This window comes from Rhodoferax sp. OV413, assembly GCF_900104385.1.
Classification (GTDB): domain Bacteria; phylum Pseudomonadota; class Gammaproteobacteria; order Burkholderiales; family Burkholderiaceae_C; genus Rhodoferax_B.
Map to the genome: position 1 here is coordinate 300,633 of NZ_FNJA01000005.1, position 21,324 is coordinate 321,956.

Sequence of the window (21,324 nt, forward strand, 5' to 3'; positions counted from 1 at the left end):
TCATGCGCCCCCTCCCTGCACCACCGCCAATGGTTGCTCGCCAGTCACAGTTTCCAGCGCCTGCTCGGGTTTCTCGGCCATGTATTTCAGCACCGAGACATAGGCGACGATCAACGCCAGATACAAGGCAACATACAGCGCCAGTGTGAGCCCCACCATTAAGGGCGGTTGATCCGATGCCACATCGGCAGTCCGCAGAAGGCCATAAACGATGAAGGGTTGACGGCCAATCTCGGTGACGTACCAGCCGGCCACGGTAGCGACCCAGCCAGAGAAAGTCATCGCAGAAAACAGCCACAGCAGAGGGCGAGGCAAGCGCGCCGGCTGCCACTGTACGCGCCGGTAGAGCCAGCAGCCGAGCCAACTCGTCACGAGCATGAGGCCTCCCATACCGAGCATGATGCGAAAAGCGAAGAACATTGGCAACGGCGGTGGATGCGCCCCGGGAAAGTCGTTCATGCCTTTGATTTCGCCATCGACCTCGTGGGTCAGGATCAAGCTCGCGCCCTTAGGCACGCCGATCTCGAAATGGTTCTTGCGCTGTTGCGCGTCGGGAATGGCGAACAGCAGCAAGGGTGCGCCGCGCTCGGTGTCCCACACGCCTTCGATGGCGGCGATCTTGGCCGGCTGGTGCTTGAGAGTGTTCAGCCCATGCATATCACCGACGACGATCTGAACGGGAATCGCCAGCGCCGCGAGCGTGAGCCCCACACGCAATACTTTCGGCGCCGAGCGCTGCCCCACGCCACGCAGTATCTGCCATGCCGACAAGCCCATAAGCAAAAAGGCACAGGTCAGCGCCGAGGCCAACAACATGTGGATAAACCGGTATGGAAATGAGGGGTTGAATACCACTTCAAGCCAGTTCCGTACCTGAAACTCCCCGTTCACGATCTCATGGCCCGCCGGCGTCTGCATCCATGAGTTCAACGCCAGAATCCAGAAGGCCGACAGTGTGGTGCCAAAGGCCACCAGAAAAGTCGACATCAAGTGCAGGCGCTCGCCGACTTTGCCGTGGCCGAACAGCATCACGCCCAGAAAGCCGGCTTCCAGGAAGAAGGCCGTCAGTACCTCATAGCCCAGCAGCGGGCCGGCAATACTTCCAACCTTCTCCATGAAACCCGGCCAGTTGGTGCCGAACTGGAAGCTCATGGTGATGCCGCTGACTACGCCGAGCGCGAAAGTCAGCGCAAACACCTTGGTCCAGAAGCGGTAGGCGTCGAGCCAGCCCTGGGCACGCAGCGGCTCGCCGCTGCGGCCAGCTTTGAGCCAGCGCCAACGCAGGAACAGCAGCAGCCAGCCCAGACCGATGCTGATGGTTGGGAACAGGATGTGGAATGTGATGTTGGCCGCAAACTGCATGCGGGCCAGAGTGAACACGTCCATCAAATCCCTCTCTGGTGGGTGTGCACAGCGCGTACCGGGATGTGGCCAAGCCGCTTACTTCTTCTTTGGACGGATCGGCTCGGGTGCGGCCTTGCCCTGCTGCAACGCCTCCGACATGCCGATGAGCACACCGCTAACCAGCGTCGCATAGCTGTCAAGCATGGCCTGCGACGTGCGCAGCCCTAGCGCCCGACCGTCGCGCAGGTTCTGGCGCGCGCTCTGCATCAATTGCTCGACCGCCGCCGCGGCTTGCGTCCCCGTAGCGCTGCCCTGGCTTTGCATGGACTTTTGCACCGCATTCCATGGGCCTTCGAGTGCCGTTCCCGAAGCTTCGGCGGCCTTGCGCAGCGAGGCGAACAGTGCGTCCTCCATCTTCTCGGTGTCAGCCAGTGCCTTCTTCAACTGCTGCTCCTGCAGGCTCGCGCCCTGATCCAGCATCTGCTGCAGCGCGCGGCGATTCGCCTGCACAGCCTGCTCCAGAGCGCCGTCCATGCCGGCAACGGCCTTGCCAAGCAGGGACTCCAGTTCGGCCGCGCCCAGCGGATTGCCGGCGACGCCAGCGGATGCCGCTTGGGCCACCGTATTGAGCACCTGCTTTATGTGCGCCAGAGTCAGCTCTCGGCCCTGTAGGGCCTTGAGAGTCGCCTCGCTGACGGCCTTGCGGACCGCCTCGCCCTGCTTTGCCGTGGCGGCGGAGAGTGTGCCGATCAGCGCGTCCTGATCTATGCCGTGTTTGATCATCTTGTCTCCTTTAGGACTTGCAAGCACCCGGATGGCGGGCCAGAGGCCCTGCCTCCGGGTACTGCGCAAGTCGTTTTGTTATTGCATGTGCTGGCCACCGTTGATGGCGATATTCGCGCCGGTCACGAACGCAGCCTCTTCCGAAGCCAGGTAGATGATCAGGCCGGCCACTTCCTCAGGCTTGCCGAGTCGGCCTACGGGGATGTGCGGCAGTATCTTGCTGTCCAGCACCTCTCGGGGAATTGCCGTAACCATCTTGGTGCCGATGTAGCCGGGCGATATCGTGTTGACGGTCACGCCCTTCTTCGCCACCTCGAGTGCCAAGGCCTTGGTGAAACCGTGCACACCGGCCTTGGCCGCCGAATAGTTGGTCTGACCGAACGCACCCTTACTGCCGTTGACCGACGAGACGTTGATAACCCGACCCCAGCCGCGCTCAACCATCCCGTCGGCGACCTGCTTGCTCATATTGAACAGGCTGTCGAGGTTGGTACGCATCACAGCATCCCAATTGACCTTGTCCATCTTCTTGAAAGTCATGTCGCGGGTTATGCCGGCGTTGTTGACCAGTACATCCACCGGGCCGAGCTGGGCTTGCACCTGGGCCACGGCGGCCGTGCAGGAGTCGTAGTCGGCCACGTCACAGGGCACGGCCAGGATGTCGTAACCGCGTTCCTTCATCTGCGCCACCCACTCGCCATGCGTCTTGTTGCCCGGGGAATAGGTCACGGCCAGCTTGTAGCCCGCATCCACCATCTTGGTGGATATCGTCTCGCCCAGACCGCCCATGCCGCCGGTTACCAGCACCACTCGTTTTTGGTTCATTTTGTCTGCTCCTCTTGGTTGTAAAAATAGAAACTCAGGCACGCTCCACAGCCAGGGCCACGCCCATACCGCCACCTATGCACAGCGAGGCCAGGCCCTTGTTCGCGCCGCGGCGGCGCATCTCGTGCAGCAGGGTCACCAAGATGCGGCAGCCGGAAGCGCCGATGGGGTGGCCGATGGCGATGGCGCCGCCGTTGACATTGATCTTGCTGGTGTCCCAGCCCATCTCCTGGTTCACCGCGCAGGCCTGGGCCGCGAAGGCTTCGTTGATTTCCATCAGGTCCAGGTCCTGTGCCCTCCATCCTGCCTTTTTCAAGCACAGTTGCGAGGCTGGCACTGGTCCCATGCCCATGATGGTTGGGTCTAGCCCAGCGCTGGCGTAGGCGCGGATCACCGCCAGTGGCTGCAGGCCCAGGGCGGCGGCGCGCTGGGCCGACATCACCAGCACCGCGGCCGCTCCGTCGTTCAGGCCCGAGGCATTACCAGCCGTTACCGAACCAGCCTTGTCGAAGGCCGGGCGCAGGGCAGCCAAGGCCTCGGCACTGGTCTTGCGGTTGACGAACTCGTCGACCGAGAAAACGATCGGGTCGCCTTTCTTCTGGACAATGCTGAAGGGCAGTATCTCGTCGTTGAAACGGCCCGCATCCTGTGCAGCCAGGGCCTTGAGTTGGGACGCCAGGGCAAACGCGTCCTGCGTCTCGCGGTTGATGCCGTATTTCTTCGCCACGTTCTCGGCCGTGGTACCCATGTGGTATTGGTTGTACACGTCCCACAGACCGTCGGTGATCATGGTGTCGACCAGCTTCCAGTCACCCATGCGCTGGCCGTCACGGGAACCCGGCAGCACATGGGGCGCAGCGCTCATGTTTTCTTGCCCCCCTGCCACGACGATCTCGGCATCGCAGCACTTCACCGCCTGCGCCGCCAGCATCACTGCCTTCAGGCCCGAGCCGCAGACCTTGTTGATGGTCAGGCCGGGCACTGCCTGTGGCAGGCCGGACTTGATCACCGTTTGGCGCGCCGGGTTCTGGCCGGAACCGGCGGTGAGAACCTGGCCCATGATGACTTCCGAAATGGCATCGCCCGGAACGCCGGCTTTGGCCAGCAGGCCTTTGACCACATGCGCGCCCAGGTCGGGCGCCGCCGTCTTGGCGAGCGAGCCGCCGAATTTACCCACAGCCGTGCGTTGTGCGGCCACGATGACGATGTCGTTCATGAATGTCTCCTTGTTGATGCGCAAAAAATAGATACGTGGGGGAAAGAGTGATGACTGGTCTCAATGCAGCTTGACGTGCGGCTCGGTGCGCCGCGTGATCATGCGGGCCAGCGTGTCCAGCGCCACCTTGAAGAAGCCGTGTAGCGCCAGCTCGTGCATCTTGTAAAGCGACACATACATCAGCCGGGCGAAAGCGCCTTCTACCATCAGGCTGCCACCGATCAGGCCGCCCATCATGTTGCCCACAGTGCTGAACTCGCCGAGCGACACCAAAGAGCCGAAGTCGCGGTAGCGGTAGGGCTTGAGCAGCTTGCCGGACATTCGGCGAAGTATCTGCACAGCGACGTGCGATGCCTGCTGGTGTGCAGCCTGGGCCCGCGGCGGTACGAAGCCGCCTTTGCCGCCATTAGCCTCGGGCCAGACGCAGGCCGCGCAGTCACCGATCACAAACACGTTTTCGTCGCGCGTGGTCTGCAGCGTAGGCAGCACGACGAGCTGGTTGCTGCGGTTACTTTCGAGCCCAGCGATATCCTTCAGGAAATCTGCCGCCTTGACCCCTGCCGCCCACACCACCAACTCGGCCGGCAGCACGCGACCATCAGCCAGCCGCACGCCATTAGCCTGCACCTCAGCAACCTTGGCGGACGTGTGCACAACCACGCCGAGCTTGCGCAGAAGCACCTCGGTGGCCTGCGACATGCGCGGTGGCAGCGCCGGTAGCACCCGGTCCGCAGCCTCGATCAGGCAGACCTGGATGTCTTTCTCGGCATCGACCCGGTCCAGCCCGTAGGCCACCACCTCGCGCGTGGTGCGGTGCAGTTCCGCCGCCAGCTCTACGCCAGTAGCACCGGCACCGATGATGGCCACATGCAGCTGCTCGGGCCGCAAGGGCTCGGTCTGGGCATGGGCACGGATGCAGGCATTGACCATACGCTCGTTGAAGCGCCGCGCGTCAGCCTTGGATTCCAGCTTCAGCGCATGCTCGCTCACGCCCGGTGTGCCGAAGTCGTTGCTGTGGCTGCCCAGCGCCAACACCAGCGTGTCGTAGCCAAAACTGCGGTCGGGCGTCACCTCTCGGCCCTCGCTGTCGTGGTAGGCTGCAACATGCACCTCGCGGCGCTCGCGGTCGAGCGCTGTCATCTCCCCCACGCGGAAGCGAAAGTGGTGCCAGTGCGCCTGGGCCAGGTAATCCACCTCGTGCGCGCTCATATCCATGCTGCCGGAAGCGATTTCGTGCAGCTTGGGTTTCCACACGTGGGTGCGGTTCTTGTCGACCAGGGTAATGTCGGCGCGGCCGCGCTTACCTAGCGTGTCACCGAGCCGGGTGGCCAGCTCTAACCCACCAGCACCGCCACCAACGATGACGATGCGGTGTCTCGGCATGAGGTTGCTCATGGTGCGGATCACAGGGAAGTAGATGGCGGCAGCGCCTCAGCGCACCGGCCCTGCAGGCATGTGGGTCTCCACCACGTCGAGTACCGCCTCCGGTTCGTCGGCTTCGGCGCTGGCGCCCTGGTCGAGATGCCGACGCATGCGCTCGGTATCGAGATCACCAGTCCACTTGGCGACCACCAGCGTGGCCACACCGTTGCCGATCAGATTGGTCAGCGCACGGGCCTCAGACATGAATCGGTCGATACCTAAGATCAAGGCCAGGCCGGCCACCGGCACATGGCCCACGGCCGACAACGTGGCCGCAAGCACGATGAAGCCGCTGCCGGTGACCCCTGCCGCACCCTTGGATGTCAGCAACAGTACCAATAACAGTGTTATCTGGTGTGTGATGTCCAGGGGCGTGTTGGTGGCCTGGGCAATGAAGACGGCGGCCATGGTCAGGTAGATGGAGGTACCGTCCAGATTGAACGAATAGCCAGTGGGAATCACCAGGCCGACCACCGACTTCTTGGCGCCAAGGTTCTCCATCTTGACCATCATGCGCGGCAGCGCTGCCTCACTCGACGATGTGCCCAGCACGATCAGCAGCTCTTCCTTGATGTACTTGATGAACTTCCAGATGCTGAAGCCATGGGCTTTGGCGATGCCGCCGAGCACGATAAAGATGAACAGCAAGCAGGTAATGTAGAAGGTCGCCATGAGCTGGCCGAGCTGCAACAACGAGCCAACACCGTATTTCCCGATGGTGAAAGCCATCGCTCCGAAGGCGCCGATGGGTGCCACCTTCATGATGTAACCGACGATGGAGAACAGCACATGCGAAAACTTCTCTATGAAATCGAACACCAAGGTGCCACGGCCGCCGAACTTGTGTAACGCAAATCCGAACATCACGGCGAACAGCAGCACCTGCAGGATCTCACCCTTGGCGAAAGCGTCAACCACCGTGCTCGGGATAACGTTCAGCAGGAAGTCCGTGGTCGAAGCCATCTTGCCGGGTCCGGTATAGGCGGCGATGGACTTGGCATCCAGCGTAGTCGGGTCAATATTCATGCCCACCCCGGGCTTCACCAAGTTGATGATCACCAGACCTACGACGAGCGCAACGCTACTGACAATTTCAAAATACAGTAAAGCCAGGCCTCCGGTCTTGCCGACCTTCTTCATGTCTTCCATGCCAGCAATCCCAACCACCACGGTGCAAAAGATGATCGGCGCGATGATCATCTTAATCAACTTGATGAAGCCGTCACCCAGGGGCTTCATTGCCTCACCCGTTTGGGGGTAGAAATGCCCGAGAAGAACCCCCACGACGATGGCCGTAATGACCTGAAAGTACAGGGACTTATAGAAAGGCTTGGGTACGTTTTGATGGTCCACGGATGTCTCCTAAATTGATCTTCTGGTTCATATGCCGGCAGCATGGGCCTGCCGGTCCGCGTGATAACTGGATCGCACCAGCGGTCCGCAGGCGGCGTGCGCAAAGCCCATGGCGCGTGCCTGTTCGGCGATTGCCTCGAACTGCCTCGGCTCCACATAACGCCGCACCGGCAGGTTGCCCGGTCGCGGCTGCAGGTACTGCCCCACGGTCAACATGTCCACACCGTGCAAACGCAGGTCGTGCATGACTTCCAGCACTTCATCGTCGGTTTCGCCCAGGCCCAGCATCAGGCCTGACTTGGTCGGCACCTCCGGGCAGCGCTGTTTGAAGGACTGCAGCAGGCGCAGCGAGTGGCCGTAGTCCGCGCCCGGCCGCGCCTGGCGGTACAGGCGCGGCACGGTCTCGAGGTTGTGGTTCATCACGTCTGGCGGATTGGCCGCCAGAATGTCCAGCGCCAGCGTGGCCCGGCCTCGAAAGTCCGGCGTCAGCACCTCGATGCGGGTGGCGGACGACTGCCGGCGTATGGCGGCGATGCATTCGGCGAAATGCGCCGCGCCACCATCGCGCAGGTCATCGCGGTCCACACTGGTCACTACCACGTAGTTCAGTTCGAGCCGGGCCACGGTATCGGCCAGGTTCTGCGGCTCCAGCGGGTCAGGCGGCTGGGGCCGGCCGTGGGCAACGTCGCAGAACGGACAGCGGCGCGTGCATAGCGCGCCCAGCACCATGAAGGTCGCCGTGCCCTTGCCGAAGCACTCGCCGATGTTCGGGCACGAAGCTTCCTCGCACACGGTGTGCAGCTTCGCCTCGCGCAGCACGCGCTTGACCGTATGGAAGTTCTCGGCCTGCGACAAGCGCACGCGGATCCAGTCCGGCTTAGGCAGCGCCACGGTCGCGTCCACCCGGATGGGTATGCGCGCGGTCTTGGCACTGCCGCGCTGTGGCCCGGCAATGGCAGCTTCTTGGACAGTCATATCAATCAATCGCGTGTATTGAGGCACGCTGCAAGCTGACATCGACCACCGCCAGCGCCGTCATATTGACGATGCGCCGCACCGTCGATGACGGTGTGAGGATGTGCACCGGTCGCGCCGCACCCAACAGGATGCCGCCCACCGTGATGCCGCTGCCGGCGGCGATGCGCAGCAGGTTGTACGAGATATTGGCCGCGTCGACGTTGGGCATCACCAGCACATTGGCTTCGGTACTCAGACCCGACTCGGGGAACTCATGGTCGAGAATCGTCTTGGACAGGGCTGCGTCACCGCGCATCTCGCCTTCCACCGCCAATTTCGGATCACGGGCCCGGATCAAACCCAGGGCGGTGCGCATCTTCGCGGCAGAAGGAGCATCCGAACTGCCGAAGCTGGAATGCGAAAGCAGCGCCACGCTCGGCGTTACGCCGAATCGTCGCACCGCCTCGGCGGCCAGCAATGCAATCTCGGCCACCTGTTCGGCATCGGGGTCGCGATTCACATGGGTATCGCAAATAAAAAGCTGACGCCCAGGCAACATCAGCATCTGCATCGCCGCCATGGTCTGGCTGCCCGGGCGCAGACCGATCACGTCACGCACATGGCGCAGGTGGTCGCCGTAGCTGCCGAAAGTGCCGCACAACATGGCATCGGCGCGACCCTGCCGCACCAGCATCGCCGCCAGCAGCGTGCAGCGGCTGCGCATCTCGGCGCGCGCCGTTGCAGGGGAGACGCCATCGCGTCGCTTCAGTTGGTAGTAGTCTGCGGCGGCATCACCGTAAACATGTGGGTCGAGCAAGTTGATGGCCTCGCAGTCCTTGCCAAGCTCAATGCGCAGGCCAAACTGGGCGATACGCTGGGCGATGACATCGGGGCGCCCCAGCAGCAGCGGCCGCGCGAGCCCCTCGTCAACCACCACCTGGGCGGCACGCAGCACGCGCTCGTCCTCGCCTTCGGCGTAAACCACGCGCTTTGGCGCCCGCTTGGCTGCGGCGAACACGGGCTGCATGCTGCTGCCCGATTGGTAGACAAACTGCGACAGTTGTTGGCGGTAGGCGAGCAAGTCGGCAATTGGCCGCTGAGCCACACCGCTGTCCATGGCCGCCTTGGCCACTGCTGGCGCCACCACCTCGATCAGACGTGGGTCAAACGGCTTGGGGATCAGGTAGTCGCGCCCAAAGCGCAGGCCGACCGTGCCGTACGCCTGGGCCACGGTTTCCGGAATCTCCACCAGCGCCAGCTCGGCAATTGCACGCACCGCGGCCAGCTTCATCTCTTCGTTGATGGTGGTAGCACCCACATCGAGTGCGCCACGGAAGATGAACGGGAAGCACAGCACGTTGTTCACCTGGTTCGGGTAGTCCGAACGACCGGTTCCGATGATGGCGTCGGGCCGCGCGGCCAGCGCCTCCTCGGGCATGATTTCCGGCGACGGATTGGCCATCGCCAGGATGATCGGGGCCTGGGCCATGGTCTTGACCATCTCGGGCTTGAGCACGCCGCCGGCCGACAGGCCGAGGAAGATGTCGGCACCTTCGATGATGTCACCCAGCGTACGGGCGCTGGTGTTCTGCGCATAACGCGCCTTGTTCGGGTCCATGCCCTCGGTGCGGCCGATGTAGACAACTCCCTTCGCATCACTGACATACACGTTTTCACGGCGCACACCCAGGCTCACCGCCAGATCCAGACAAGCCAGCGCCGCGGCGCCGGCGCCCGAGGCGACCAGCTTGACCTTGGCGATGTCCTTGCCCACATGCTTGAGCGCGTTCAGGATCGCCGCTGCGGCGACGATGGCCGTGCCGTGCTGGTCATCGTGGAACACCGGGATCTTCATGCGCTCGCGCAGCTTGGTCTCGATGTAGAAGCACTCAGGTGCCTTGATGTCCTCGAGGTTGATGCCGCCGAAGGTCGGCTCCATGCGGGCGATGGTGTCGATCAGCTTGTCCGGATCGAGCTCGTCGAGTTCGATGTCGAACACGTCGATGCCGGCGAATTTCTTGAACAGGCAGCCCTTGCCCTCCATCACCGGTTTACCGGCCAGCGGGCCGATATTGCCCAGACCCAGCACCGCCGTGCCATTGGTGATCACCGCCACCAGGTTGTTGCGCGCTGTCAGGTTGCCGGCTTCGCGCGGATCATCGACGATGGCCAGGCAGGCCTCGGCCACGCCGGGCGAATAGGCCAGGCCCAGGTCGCGCTGGGTGACCATGGCCTTGGTGGGCATCACCGAGATCTTGCCCGGCGTCGGATAGCGGTGGTAGTCGAGTGCGGCTTCCCGCAGATTGTCGGTCATGGTTTTGTCTCCGTTCTTATCAAAGGGGATGGATTCAACGTGTAGCAGTGGCGTGCACTTCGCTCAGCCAGTCGTGCAAACCGCACAGCAGCGCCTGAGGTTGATCCGCATGTACCCAGTGACCGGCATCGGGGATACGCCCGAACTCAGCCCCTGGAAATAGCGCCAGGATGCGGGCTTGCGACTCCTTTCGCAGGTAGTCAGACTCCTCTCCGCTCAGGAACAACGCCGGTCCCTCGTAGCATTTGTGCGGCAACGTCTCCGGGAATGCGCACAAATCCGGCATACAGACGGCCGTAGCCATCAAATTGAGACGCCAGTCAAAACGCTCGTTGTGGCGCCGCAAGTTCTGCATCAGAAAGTTCTGCGAGATATCCGGTCGCAGGCTGCTGGCCAGCGCTTCGCGGAACTGCCGGCGTGCTGCGGCAGCTGCCGCGGCTAAATCCAGGCTGCGCATGGCCGTTACATAGGCGGAGAACTGTTCGGCATAGTGTTCCGGTGCAATGTCGATCACGGCAACGCCACCGACGAGTTCCGGATGGCTCAAGGCCAATGTCATAGCGGTCTTACCACCCATGCTGTGGCCGACCAGGATCGGCCGCTGCAGCTGTTCGCGTTCGATCAGGGCCTTCACATCGAGCGCCATCTTGGGATATGACATGGTGTCCGACCAAGGCGAAGCGCCATGGTTTCGGGCGTCGGGCAGATAGACGCGGTAGCGGGTGGCCAGCGAGCGCGCAACCTCGCTCCAGTTGCAGCCGGCGCCGAACAGGCCGTGCAGAATCACCACGGGTGGTCCCGCTCCCAGGGCCTCACAGGCTAGCTCGATGGGCATGGTGCGGTGGCCTATTTCTTCTTTGCTGGCGGCAGATCGGTGCAATGCCCTTCGAAGACCTCGGCGGCCATGCCGATGGACTCGCCCAGCGTTGGGTGCGGGTGGATGGTCTTACCGATGTCGGCCGGCTCGCAGCCCATCTCGATGGCCAGACAGACCTCGCTGATCAGGTCACCCGCATGCGTACCGACAATGCTGCCGCCGATCACGCGGTGCGTGGCTTCGTCGAACAGCAGCTTGGTGAAGCCCTCGTCGCGGCCATTGGCGATGGCCCGGCCCGATGCCGCCCAGGGAAACACCGCCTTGCCGATCTTGATGCCCTCGGCCTTGCACTGCTCCTCGGTCTTACCGGCCCAGGCCACCTCGGGGTCGGTATAGGCGACCGAGGGGATCTGCCGCGCGTCGAAGTAAGCGGCCTCGCCATGCGCGACCTCGGCCGCCACATGCGCTTCATGCACCGCCTTGTGCGCCAGCATGGGCTGGCCGACGATGTCGCCGATTGCGAAGATGTGCGGCACATTGGTGCGCATCTGCTTGTCTACGTTGATGAAGCCGCGCTCGGTGACGGCCACGCCGGCCTTGTCAGCAGCGATCTTCTTGCCGTTGGGGGTACGCCCTACGGCCACCAGCACCAGGTCGTAGAGCTGCGGCTCGCTGGGTGCCTTCTCGCCTTCGAACTTGACCTCGATGCCAGCCTTGGTCGCCTTGGCGCCAACGGTCTTGGTCTTCAGCATCACGCTGCCGAAGCGCGGCGCATTGACCTTCTCCCAGACCTTGACCAGGTCACGGTCAGCGCCCTGCATCAGGCCATCGAGCATCTCGACCACGTCTATGCGCGTGCCCAGGGTCGAGTACACCGTGGCCATCTCCAGGCCGATGATGCCGCCGCCCACCACCAGCATGCGCTTGGGGATGCTCTTCAGCAGCAGCGCGCCGGTGGAATCGACCACACGCTCGTCCTCGGGCATGAAGGGCAGCTTCACTGCCTGCGAGCCCGCGGCGATGATGGCCTTGGCGAACTTCACGACCTTCTTCGCACCGCCCTCACCAGCCACTTCGAGGTGGTAGGCGTCGAGGAAGCTGCCGACGCCGGTGACGACCTCGACCTTGCGCGCCTTGGCCATGCCGGCCAGACCGCCGGTGAGCTTCTTGATCACGCCGTCCTTGAAGCCGCGCAGCCCATCGAGGTCGATCTCGGGCGCGGCAAACTTGATGCCGTGGTGGCCCAGGTTCTTCACCTCGTCCATCACGCTGGCGGTGTGCAGCAGCGCCTTCGACGGGATGCAGCCCACATTCAGGCAGACGCCGCCCAGCGTCGCATAACGCTCGACCAGCACGGTCTTCATGCCCAGGTCGGCACTGCGGAAGGCCGCCGAGTAACCGCCAGGGCCGGCACCGAGCACCAGCACTTCGCACTCGATGTCGGCCTTGCCGGCGTAGCTGCCGGCCTTGAGCGCGGGCGTGGCGGCAACGGGCGAAGCCGCTGCGGGCGCCGCAACCGGTGCCGGTGCAGAGGCCGCGGCACCCGCGGCCTCGACCACCAGGATCACCGAACCCTCGCTGACTTTGTCGCCGAGCTTGACCTTCAGCTCCTTGACCACGCCTGCGTGGCTCGACGGGATCTCCATCGAGGCCTTGTCGGACTCGACCATGAGCAGGCCGGTATCGACGGCGATCACCTCGCCGGGTTTGACCAGCAGCTCGATGACCGCGACATCCTTGAAGTCGCCGATGTCCGGCACTTTGACTTCCACTGTTTGAGACATGGGAGGATTTCCTTCAGAACAGCACGCGCCGCAGATCGGCGAGCACATTGGCGAAATGCACGTTGAAGCGGGCAGCAGCCGCGCCGTCGATCACGCGGTGGTCCCACGACAGCGACAGCGGCAATGTGAGCCGCGAGGTATAGGTCTTGCCGTCGCTGGAATGCTGCTTCCAGTAGCTCTTGCACACGCCCATGATGGCCACTTCGGGCGCATTGATGATGGGCGTGAAGTAGATGCCGCCGATGCCGCCCAGCGACGAAATCGTGAAGGTGCCGCCCGACATCTGGTCGGGCTTGAGCTTGCCTTCGCGCGCCAGCTTGGCGAGCTCGCCCATCTCCTTGGCGATCTCGGGCACAGTCTTTTTATCGACGTCGCGGATCACCGGCACCATCAGGCCGTTGGGCGTATCGGCGGCGAAGCCGATGTGCCAGTAGTTCTTCAGCACCAGGCTTTGCTCGTTACCTTGGCCGTCCAGGCTGGCGTTGAACTCGGGGAACTTCTTCAGCGCCGACACCGCCGCCTTCATCATGAACGGCAGCATGCTCAGTTTGACGCCCGACTTCTCCAGCTCCTTGTTCATCTGCACGCGGAACTGCTCGAGCTCGGTGATGTCGGCCTCGTCATGCGTGGTGACGTGCGGAATCACCACCCAGTTGCGGTGCAGGTTGGCGCCACTGATCTTCTTGATGCGCGACAGCTCCTTGCGTTCGACCGGGCCGAACTTGGCGAAGTCCACCTTGGGCCAGGCCAGCAGTTCGAGCCCGCCAATACCGCCACCCGCAGCGGCTGCAGGCTTGGGCGCGGGCGCCGCAGCGGGGCCGCCGCCGCCCCTGGCAAAGGCCTCGACGTCGGTGCGCACGATGCGGCCATGCTCGCCGCTGCCGCTGACCCGGCCCAGGTCCACGCCGAGTTCACGCGCCAGCTTGCGCACCGCCGGGCCCGCATAGGCCAGGGCAAACGCCGCTTCATTGACCGAAGCGCCAACGGCGGCCGCGGCCTGCGCCGGGGGCGCGGCGACGGCGACCACGGGTGCCGCTGCGCTAAGCACATCGCCGGTGGCCAACAGCAGGACCACCGAGCCCTGGCTGACCTTGTCGCCGAGCTGGATGCGGATCTCCTTGACCACGCCGGACAGCGGCGCCGGCACGTCCATGGTGGCCTTGTCAGATTCCAGCGAAACCAGCGGGTCCTCGGCCTTCACCGTGTCGCCGACCTTGACGAAGATTTCGATCACCGGCACGTCCTTGAAGTCGCCGATATCGGGCACGCGCACCTCGGCCAGGCCGGCCGGCGCGCTCACCGCCGACGGTGGCGCAGTGACGCTGGGCTTGGCGACCTCGGCAGGCGGCGCGGCTGCGGCAGCGCCGCCTTCGGCCTCGAACTGCATGATCACGCTGCCCTGGCTGACCTTGTCGCCCAGCTTCACCGCGATGGCCTTGACCACGCCGCCGCGCGGCGCGGGCACGTCCAGCGTGGCCTTGTCGGATTCCAGCGAGACCAGCGGGTCCTCGGCCTTCACGGTATCGCCGACCTTGACGAAGATCTCGATCACTGGCACGTCAGAGAAGTCGCCGATGTCAGGCACTTGGATGTCGATTGAATTGCTCATATTGCGTCTCACACAGTCCAGGGGGCGGCACGCTCGGCGTCGAGCCCGTATTGCTTGATCGCGTCGGCAACGACGCTTGGCTTGATCACGCCGTCGTCGGCCAGCGCCTTGAGTGCGGCCACGGCCACATGCCAGCGGTCGACCTCGAAGAAGCGGCGCAGCTTCTTGCGGTAGTCGCTGCGGCCGAAACCGTCGGTGCCCAGCACGGTGTAGCGTCGACCCGCGGCCTGCACGTATTCGCGCACCTGGTCGGCGTAGTTGCGCATGTAGTCGGTAGCGGCGATCACCGGGCCGTCATGGCCTTCCAGGCAATGCTCGACGTGGCTCTTGCGCACCGGCTCGGTGGGGTGCAGCCGGCTCCAGCGCTCGGCGGCCATGCCGTCGCGGCGCAGCTCGTTGTAGCTGGTGGCGCTCCACACATCGGCGGCGATGCCGAAGTCCGCCTTCAGCAGCTCGGCCGCGAACATCACTTCGCGCAGGATGGTGCCGCTTCCCATGAGCTGGACGCGCAGGCCCTTTTTCTTTCCTGTTTCGGGCGTCTTGCCGCCATCGCTCAGCTGGTACAGGCCCTTGAGGATGCCCGCCTCGCTGCCTTCGGGCATGCCGGGGTGCGGGTAGTTTTCATTCATCAGGGTGACGTAGTAGTACACGTCTTCCTGCTCGGCATACATGCGGCGCATGCCGTCGCGGATGATGGTCACCACCTCGTAGGCGAAGGTCGGGTCGTAGCTGACGCAGTTGGGGATCGTGCCGGCCAGGATGTGGCTATGGCCGTCCTCGTGCTGCAGGCCTTCGCCGTTCAGCGTAGTGCGCCCTGCCGTGCCGCCCAGCAAGAAGCCGCGGGCACGGATGTCGCCGGCCAGCCAGGCCAGGTCACCCACGCGCTGCAGGCCGAACATCGAGTAGTAGATGTAGAACGGGATCATCGGCACGTTGTTCGTGCTATACGAAGTAGCCGCGACGATCCAGCTCGACATGGCGCCGCCTTCGTTGATGCCCTCCTGCAGCACCTGGCCGTCTTTCGACTCGCGGTAGTACATCAGTTGGTCGGCGTCCTGCGGCTTGTACAGCTGGCCGAGAGACGACCAGATGCCGAGCTGGCGGAACATGCCTTCCATGCCGAAGGTGCGCGACTCGTCGGGCACGATGGGCACCACGTGTTTGCCGATCTGCTTGTCGCGCACCAGGGTGCCGAGCATCTGCACAAAGGCCATGGTGGTGGAGATCTCGCGCTCGCCGGTGTCCTTGAGCAGGCGCTCAAAGCTGGCCAGCGGCGGGATCTCCAGCGAGGCCGATTTCTGCCGGCGCTGCGGCAGGTAGCCGCCGAGTGCGGCGCGGCGCGCGCGCAGGTATTGCATCTCGGGGCTGTCTTCGGGCAGCTTGATGAAGGGGATGTTGGGCAGGTCTTCGTCCGACACCGGGATCTGGAAGCGGTCGCGGAAGCCGCGCAGCGCGTCCTGCGTCATCTTCTTGGCCTGGTGGGCGATCATCTGGCCTTCGCCGGATTCGCCCATGCCGTAGCCCTTCACCGTCTTCGGCAGGATCAAGGTCGGCTGGCCGGTGTGCTTGACGGCCGCGGCATAGGCTGCAAACACCTTCACCGGATCATGGCCGCCGCGCGTCAGCCCCCAGATCTCGTCGTCACTCATGTCGGCCACCAGCGTGCGGGTTTCGTCGTATTTGCCGAAGAAGTGCTCGCGCACATATGCGCCGCTCTTGCTCTTGAAGTCCTGGTACTCGCCGTCAACGCACTCTTCCATGCGCTGCAGCAGCTTGCCGCTCTTGTCCTTGGCCAGCAGCGCATCCCAGCCGCTGCCCCAAACGATCTTGATGACGTTCCAGCCCGCGCCGCGGAACACCGATTCCAGCTCCTGGATGATCTTGCCGTTGCCGCGCACCGGGCCGTCCAGGCGCTGCAGATTGCAGTTGATGACGAACACCAGGTTGTCGAGGTTCTCGCGGCCGGCCAGCGAGATCGCGCCCAGCGATTCGGGCTCGTCCATCTCGCCATCGCCCATAAAGGCCCAGACTTTGCGCGGCGTGGTGTCGGCCAGGCCTCGGCCATGCAGGTACTTGAGAAAGCGCGCCTGGTAGATCGCCATCAGCGGGCCCAGGCCCATGGACACCGTGGGGAACTGCCAGAAGTCGGGCATCAGCCAGGGGTGCGGATAGGACGGAATGCCCTGGCCGTCGGTCTCCTGACGGTAATTCAACAGTTGCTGCTCGGTGAGGCGCCCCTCGAGGAAGGCGCGGGCATAAATGCCGGGCGAACTGTGTCCCTGGATGAACAGCAGGTCGCCACCATGCGTGTCGGTCGCCGCGTGCCAGAAATGGCCAAAACCGATGTCGTACAGCGTGGCAGCCGACTGGAAGCTGGCGATGTGACCACCAAGTTCCGACGAGTCCTTGTTGGCGCGCAAGATGATGGCCATCGCGTTCCAGCGGATGATGGAGCGCAGGCGGTGTTCGATGTCACGGTCGCCAGGCGACTTCTCCTCGTTCTCCGGCGCAATGGTGTTCTTGTAAGCCGTAGTCAGGGACCGCGGCACATACACCCCTTCGCGTCGCCCTGCGTCGACCAGACGGTTGAGCAGAAAGTTGGTGCGTTCGCTGCCGCGGTGCTGCTGCACAGCGCCCAATGCATCCAACCATTCGCGGGTCTCAGCGGGGTCATGGTCGCCCATCATCGTCATTTGTTGTCTCCTGTGTCATGGCCTTGTCTCGCATCGGGCGATGCGGCTGGCCACGCTGTAGAGCAACCCTTGTGCCACTTCAAAACGGCTGGAAAAATCAAGCTAAGTTATTGATTTTTAACGAGGTATGCCTGCCTTGCGGCAATCTGATAGACGGCGATCCGGACTTAGCCGCAAGCCAGCATCCGATACGCCGGACTGGCATATGCATAGAAACCCTGCGTCAAGGAGTAATGCAATCGGTTGAAATGCGGCTCCGGGGCAGCTTCACCCTTACACAGCACATTCGCCCAAGGAGCACCCTCGCCGGCAACTGTATTTCCCGCCGTCGTTGCATTTCGCCGAAGCCAGGTTAAGGCATCAGGCCCTGACTTGGGAATTGCCAATCGTCCCAGTGCTCATCGCTGGTACGCACGAGCGGAGATGCGTTACTTGGTTGGACACTTCTGCTTTGCAGATAGCGGCCGCCGCACGGATCAGCGCCGTACGCCGTACCACAGCTCTGGCCGGTGCGAGGGCGTTTCCGGTGTCAACAAGGGATTGCGCAACTCGATCACCGTGCGCTCATTCAACCTGGCCTTGCGCACACGCTCGCCCCAATGTTGATTGAAGAGCTTGTCGAACGACCCGTCGGCCACGGCCTTCTCCATGCCTTCGGTGATGTCGGCGGCGAGTTTGGTATTGCGCTTATTGACGAAAAAATAGCTGTCGTAGAAATAGTGCAGGGCCAGATGCGGTTCGATTTCGAGCGTGCTGGCGTGGGTTTCTTGCTCATCCCAGATTTCCATCACGCTGCGGGGAAAGTAATCGAAGCGCTGGCTCTCCAGCATCTTGAACAGGCCTTCGTAGTTGGAGCCGTTGATGACCTCAAGGCCGTTGCCGCTCAGAATCTGCGTGTCTGGCCAATCTTGACCCTGGGCAAGGCGCACGCCCATCAAGTCGGCCAGTGTTTTAACTTGCGCAACACGGTCGGTATCACCCTTACGAACCAGTCCCAACCGCCAACCCAGCAAGCCCTTGTTGAGCGGAACGCGTATCGGCAGCAGCCTTGCTTCCCGTTCGGCGGAAGACGGAAGCGGGGCAACGTCGATCATTCGTCCGGCCTCCAACTCAACGATCTGGCGGCTTTGGCTCATCGAAACCGCGGGGTATTCCACCCGGTATGCAGTACGGGTCTTGGACAGCACCAGTTCTAGTAGTTTGCGCGGATAGTCGTAGCGCTGGTCGGCAGCGCTCTCGGGGATCGGGTAGCGCACGATCTCCACGCCGGTAGCGCTGCCATGGCCGAGGAGCAAAAGGGCCGATGACAAGGCGATCCACCAGCGAAGCAATCTAAATTGAGGACTGGCGCCGTGGCCCCGTCTGGGATGGAGTTCCAAGAACAGGCCATCTCGGTGCACATCTGACCCCATGGGTAAACCATAGTTTTGACCTTGAAAGTTCATACGATTCTTTCGAAGTGATGGGCAGTTCAACCTGGTCAGTCCATCTTAAGCAGACATTGAATGCTACGACGTAAGCAACCGCCGTCCAAGTCAAAAAAGAGAAATGAGATAGCCTCAGAAGACCGTGGAGCCCTTCAGACGAATGAAGGCACCAGGCGTTGGCCGCAGGATTTCGGACGGCCATAAAAAATGGCCTACGATTTCTCGTAAGCCATGGACATGAATGGTAGGGCGTAAGTGACTTGAACACTCGACCAAAGGATTATGAGGCCAGAAACCCTGGATTTACTCGGATTTAGCCGGACTTCAAGATCGCTAAGTCATTGATTTTATTGAATTCAGCGTCCAGCAACATCCGGCCAAATCCATCGCGTCCGGCGAGCCACTGGCAACAAACTGACAACGGTTTTGCTGTGTCCGAGAACCCAGAGGAAGCAAATTCTCATAGGTTTACATCCCTCAAATTAGCCCCTCATCCCTCTAAAACGCATAGGACAGCACTTTCTTTAAAAAATCAAAAGTCGTGGCGAATACCTGCCTCAAAAGCGCTCGACTTCTGGCCTCCAAAGTAGTTCGCTGCCACCGCATTGGCACTTACCGCCATTCCACCAGGAACCACGAACACCGCGGAACCCTTGTTTGTAACGCGAGCCATATGGCCATACACAGCCGTGCGCTTGGAAAGACTGTAAACGTAGCCCGCGCCTATGAGATGAGCATCGTTCGCGCTCTGCGCGACAGTAACCCCCGTCTGGTCCGCGCGAACGTAGCTGAGCTTGATGACACCCGGGCCCGCGGGAATCGACGCACCCAGCTGGGTGTTGACCGTGCGATCCGCACCGTAGATCCAGCGTCTCTGGGCGACACCGAGCTTCACGACACCGAAGTCATAGGATGCGCCATACACTTGGTCCTTAAATGTCTGGTCCGCGGCGGCATTGCGTGTGCGGAACTGCGCAGCCGCGATATTGAAGCCGCTGCCAGACCATCCCAGCCGGAAGCCATCGGCCCGCGTAAAGCCGGTTGCTGTGGTGCCACCTTCTTTCGCAGTGGCGATGACGCTTCCATACACGCCGCCAAGACCAGTGGGCAGGAAGTACTCTGCTGCGTTGCTGACCCGCAGCGTAGGGTTGGCCGCCTGACTTTCAGGTGCCGTGCCAAATGCCTGGCCTAGCGCACGAGACGCCGAAAGCGATCGAAAGGTGTTGGCGCTGGCGATGCCAAGGGTTGCGAATGGATCGAAACTACTCCACACCAGGTGCGTCGGTACCCAGTCGCGGCCCAAACGGAGCTCACCGAGCCGCGCATCAATCAGACCCACCGTGGAGCGGCGGTCCCACATTTGGCCTGCTGGCACATTCGCTCCACCGACACCAGTGTCAGCGAGGATAGTCCCGTCAAGGTAAAAGGCTGCACTCAAGCCAGCACCCAAATCCTCCGTGCCGCGAAGGATCAGCTTGCTCGTTGAGTTGGCGCCGCTGACTTCAGAGTTGACCGCTCCCAGTGATCCGTTACGGACCTGTCGAATGGCGAGGTCCATCGTTCCTGAAATAGTGACCGACGATTGCGCCATCACAGAAACACAGGCCATGCCGAGGCCGACCATACCCATAGCTCTGAACATACTTCTTCTCCTTTTGGTTGTTTGTGCTGCAACGTTGCTATCGCAAACCGCAGAAGTGAACCCGGCTGGCAGTTTCATGCGCCACCGGCAAGGCTCCGGAGACCGTTCGTTGGCGGCCCCCGGGCGTCAGGGTCTGTAGTCGCTACTCAGGCTTGAACCCGGCGCTCTTCAGAAGCTCGGTACCTTGCGCTACATCGGCGGCGATGTACTGCCGGAATTGCTCAGCGCTCTCGGTGACGGGATCGATCCCTAAATTGGCAAAAACTCCCGTCTTCGCGAGTTCTGTAGTCGAGGCGTTGATCGCTGCATTCAGGATCGCCACCCGGTCGGCGGGCATGCCCTTGGGTGCCCAGACGCCATACCAGGACACATAGGAAAAGTTCGGAATGCCACTTTCCTGCACTGTAGGAACCTCCGGCGCCAGCGCACTGCGATTCTTCGATGTGATGGCGATCGGTTTAACCCGGCCCGCCTTGGCAAGCGGCATCACCGAAATCATCGAATCCAGCAGCACGTTCACGTGGCCGCCGGCGACGTCCACGAGTGCCGGCTGCGTACCCTTGTAGGGAACAAAGGTGAACTTGACATTGCCTTGCTTGGCCAACAGCAGCGTGGCCAGATGACTGGGTGCTCCCGCTGCTGGGATGCCAGCCGTCCACTTCTCTGGTTGCTGCCTTGCTGCACTGAGCACCTCGGCCACCTTTGTTTGTGGCAGTTGCGGGGCGATGACCAGCATCAATGGAGCTTCTCCCACGCGTGCGACCGGCGTGAAATCCGTCTGTGGATCGTAGGGGGCATTGGCCAGCACCTGTTTGGCAAGCACGTGGGTCGCGGCAGAGAACAGCAAGGTATAGCCGTCGGCGGGCGAGGTCTGGACAAACCTGCCGCCGAGGGTACCGCTGGCCCCGGTTTTGTTGTCCACGATCACGGTCACACCGAGTAGCTTGCGCAGCTGGTCGCCCAACAGACGGGCTGCGTTGTCCACTCCGCCGCCGGCAGCGAAGGGCACGATGATCTTGATGGTGCGCTCGTGCTCCGGGAACTTCGCCCCTTGGGACCAGGCCGGCAGCATTGCGAACGCAGCGGTCGCGGCGACTATTTTCAGGAATTTCATCTTGTCTCCTATTGTTCGAAAATG

General features: G+C 62.5%; 15 protein-coding genes. All 15 read right to left on the reverse strand.

The genetic code is table 11. The features are described from left to right. Nucleotides 1-1,386, reverse strand: a complete 1,386-nt coding sequence (locus BLT66_RS18190) for a cytochrome ubiquinol oxidase subunit I (RefSeq protein ID WP_092759712.1) — start codon at nt 1,384-1,386, stop codon at nt 1-3. Nucleotides 1,387-1,440: 54 nt separating this feature from the next. Further along, nucleotides 1,441-2,127 (reverse strand): DUF6781 family protein, encoded by a 687-nt coding sequence (locus tag BLT66_RS18195; RefSeq protein ID WP_092759714.1) that lies wholly within the window; start codon nt 2,125-2,127, stop codon nt 1,441-1,443. 78 nt (nt 2,128-2,205) lie between these two features. Continuing rightward, entirely contained in the window at nt 2,206-2,952 is a 747-nt protein-coding gene (gene phbB, locus BLT66_RS18200; RefSeq protein ID WP_092759716.1) for an acetoacetyl-CoA reductase, read from the reverse strand. Between the two features lie 34 nt (nt 2,953-2,986). Beyond that, nucleotides 2,987-4,168 (reverse strand): acetyl-CoA C-acetyltransferase, encoded by a 1,182-nt coding sequence (locus BLT66_RS18205; RefSeq protein ID WP_092759935.1) that lies wholly within the window; start codon nt 4,166-4,168, stop codon nt 2,987-2,989. 60 nt (nt 4,169-4,228) lie between these two features. Then, a complete protein-coding gene (locus tag BLT66_RS18210; protein WP_092759718.1) occupies nt 4,229-5,563 on the reverse strand; it encodes an NAD(P)/FAD-dependent oxidoreductase in 1,335 nt (444 codons plus the stop codon). Between the two features lie 36 nt (nt 5,564-5,599). Next, nucleotides 5,600-6,943: a dicarboxylate/amino acid:cation symporter gene (locus BLT66_RS18215; protein WP_092759720.1), complete on the reverse strand. Its 1,344-nt coding sequence runs from the start codon at nt 6,941-6,943 to the stop codon at nt 5,600-5,602. 27 nt (nt 6,944-6,970) lie between these two features. After that, complete coding sequence (gene lipA / locus BLT66_RS18220) at nt 6,971-7,918, reverse strand: lipoyl synthase (RefSeq protein ID WP_092759722.1); 948 nt, start codon at nt 7,916-7,918, stop codon at nt 6,971-6,973. Nucleotide 7,919: 1 nt separating this feature from the next. Beyond that, a complete protein-coding gene (locus tag BLT66_RS18225; protein WP_092759724.1) occupies nt 7,920-10,214 on the reverse strand; it encodes an NADP-dependent malic enzyme in 2,295 nt (764 codons plus the stop codon). Nucleotides 10,215-10,248: 34 nt separating this feature from the next. Next, nucleotides 10,249-11,004 (reverse strand): alpha/beta fold hydrolase, encoded by a 756-nt coding sequence (locus BLT66_RS18230; RefSeq protein ID WP_255406983.1) that lies wholly within the window; start codon nt 11,002-11,004, stop codon nt 10,249-10,251. Between the two features lie 56 nt (nt 11,005-11,060). Then, a complete protein-coding gene (lpdA, locus tag BLT66_RS18235; RefSeq protein ID WP_092759728.1) occupies nt 11,061-12,815 on the reverse strand; it encodes a dihydrolipoyl dehydrogenase in 1,755 nt (584 codons plus the stop codon). Nucleotides 12,816-12,828: 13 nt separating this feature from the next. Next, the gene (locus tag BLT66_RS18240; RefSeq protein ID WP_092759730.1) at nt 12,829-14,424 is read right to left on the reverse strand and encodes a dihydrolipoyllysine-residue acetyltransferase; all 1,596 of its coding nucleotides are present in this window, start codon (nt 14,422-14,424) and stop codon (nt 12,829-12,831) included. An 8-nt stretch (nt 14,425-14,432) separates the two neighbouring features. After that, nucleotides 14,433-17,117, reverse strand: a complete 2,685-nt coding sequence (aceE, locus tag BLT66_RS18245; protein WP_092759732.1) for a pyruvate dehydrogenase (acetyl-transferring), homodimeric type — start codon at nt 17,115-17,117, stop codon at nt 14,433-14,435. A 476-nt stretch (nt 17,118-17,593) separates the two neighbouring features. Then, nucleotides 17,594-18,562 (reverse strand): substrate-binding periplasmic protein, encoded by a 969-nt coding sequence (locus BLT66_RS18250; RefSeq protein ID WP_092759734.1) that lies wholly within the window; start codon nt 18,560-18,562, stop codon nt 17,594-17,596. 514 nt (nt 18,563-19,076) lie between these two features. Then, nucleotides 19,077-20,264, reverse strand: a complete 1,188-nt coding sequence (locus BLT66_RS18255) for a porin (protein ID WP_255406984.1) — start codon at nt 20,262-20,264, stop codon at nt 19,077-19,079. 64 nt (nt 20,265-20,328) lie between these two features. Further along, entirely contained in the window at nt 20,329-21,300 is a 972-nt protein-coding gene (locus BLT66_RS18260) for a Bug family tripartite tricarboxylate transporter substrate binding protein (protein WP_092759738.1), read from the reverse strand. Between the last annotated feature and the right edge of the window lie 24 nt (nt 21,301-21,324).

Bases quoted from the DNA above. Each gene is read 5' to 3' on its own strand.
- BLT66_RS18190 (WP_092759712.1), bottom strand. From the start codon at position 1,386: ATGGACGTGTTCACTCTGGCCCGCATGCAGTTTGCGGCCAACATCACA.
- BLT66_RS18195 (WP_092759714.1), bottom strand. From the start codon at position 2,127: ATGATCAAACACGGCATAGATCAGGACGCGCTGATCGGCACACTCTCC.
- phbB (WP_092759716.1), bottom strand. From the start codon at position 2,952: ATGAACCAAAAACGAGTGGTGCTGGTAACCGGCGGCATGGGCGGTCTG.
- BLT66_RS18205 (WP_092759935.1), bottom strand. From the start codon at position 4,168: ATGAACGACATCGTCATCGTGGCCGCACAACGCACGGCTGTGGGTAAA.
- BLT66_RS18210 (WP_092759718.1), bottom strand. From the start codon at position 5,563: ATGAGCAACCTCATGCCGAGACACCGCATCGTCATCGTTGGTGGCGGT.
- lipA (WP_092759722.1), bottom strand. From the start codon at position 7,918: ATGACTGTCCAAGAAGCTGCCATTGCCGGGCCACAGCGCGGCAGTGCC.
- BLT66_RS18225 (WP_092759724.1), bottom strand. From the start codon at position 10,214: ATGACCGACAATCTGCGGGAAGCCGCACTCGACTACCACCGCTATCCG.
- lpdA (WP_092759728.1), bottom strand. From the start codon at position 12,815: ATGTCTCAAACAGTGGAAGTCAAAGTGCCGGACATCGGCGACTTCAAG.
- BLT66_RS18240 (WP_092759730.1), bottom strand. From the start codon at position 14,424: ATGAGCAATTCAATCGACATCCAAGTGCCTGACATCGGCGACTTCTCT.
- aceE (WP_092759732.1), bottom strand. From the start codon at position 17,117: ATGACGATGATGGGCGACCATGACCCCGCTGAGACCCGCGAATGGTTG.
- BLT66_RS18250 (WP_092759734.1), bottom strand. From the start codon at position 18,562: ATGAACTTTCAAGGTCAAAACTATGGTTTACCCATGGGGTCAGATGTG.
- BLT66_RS18255 (WP_255406984.1), bottom strand. From the start codon at position 20,264: ATGAAACTGCCAGCCGGGTTCACTTCTGCGGTTTGCGATAGCAACGTT.
- BLT66_RS18260 (WP_092759738.1), bottom strand. From the start codon at position 21,300: ATGAAATTCCTGAAAATAGTCGCCGCGACCGCTGCGTTCGCAATGCTG.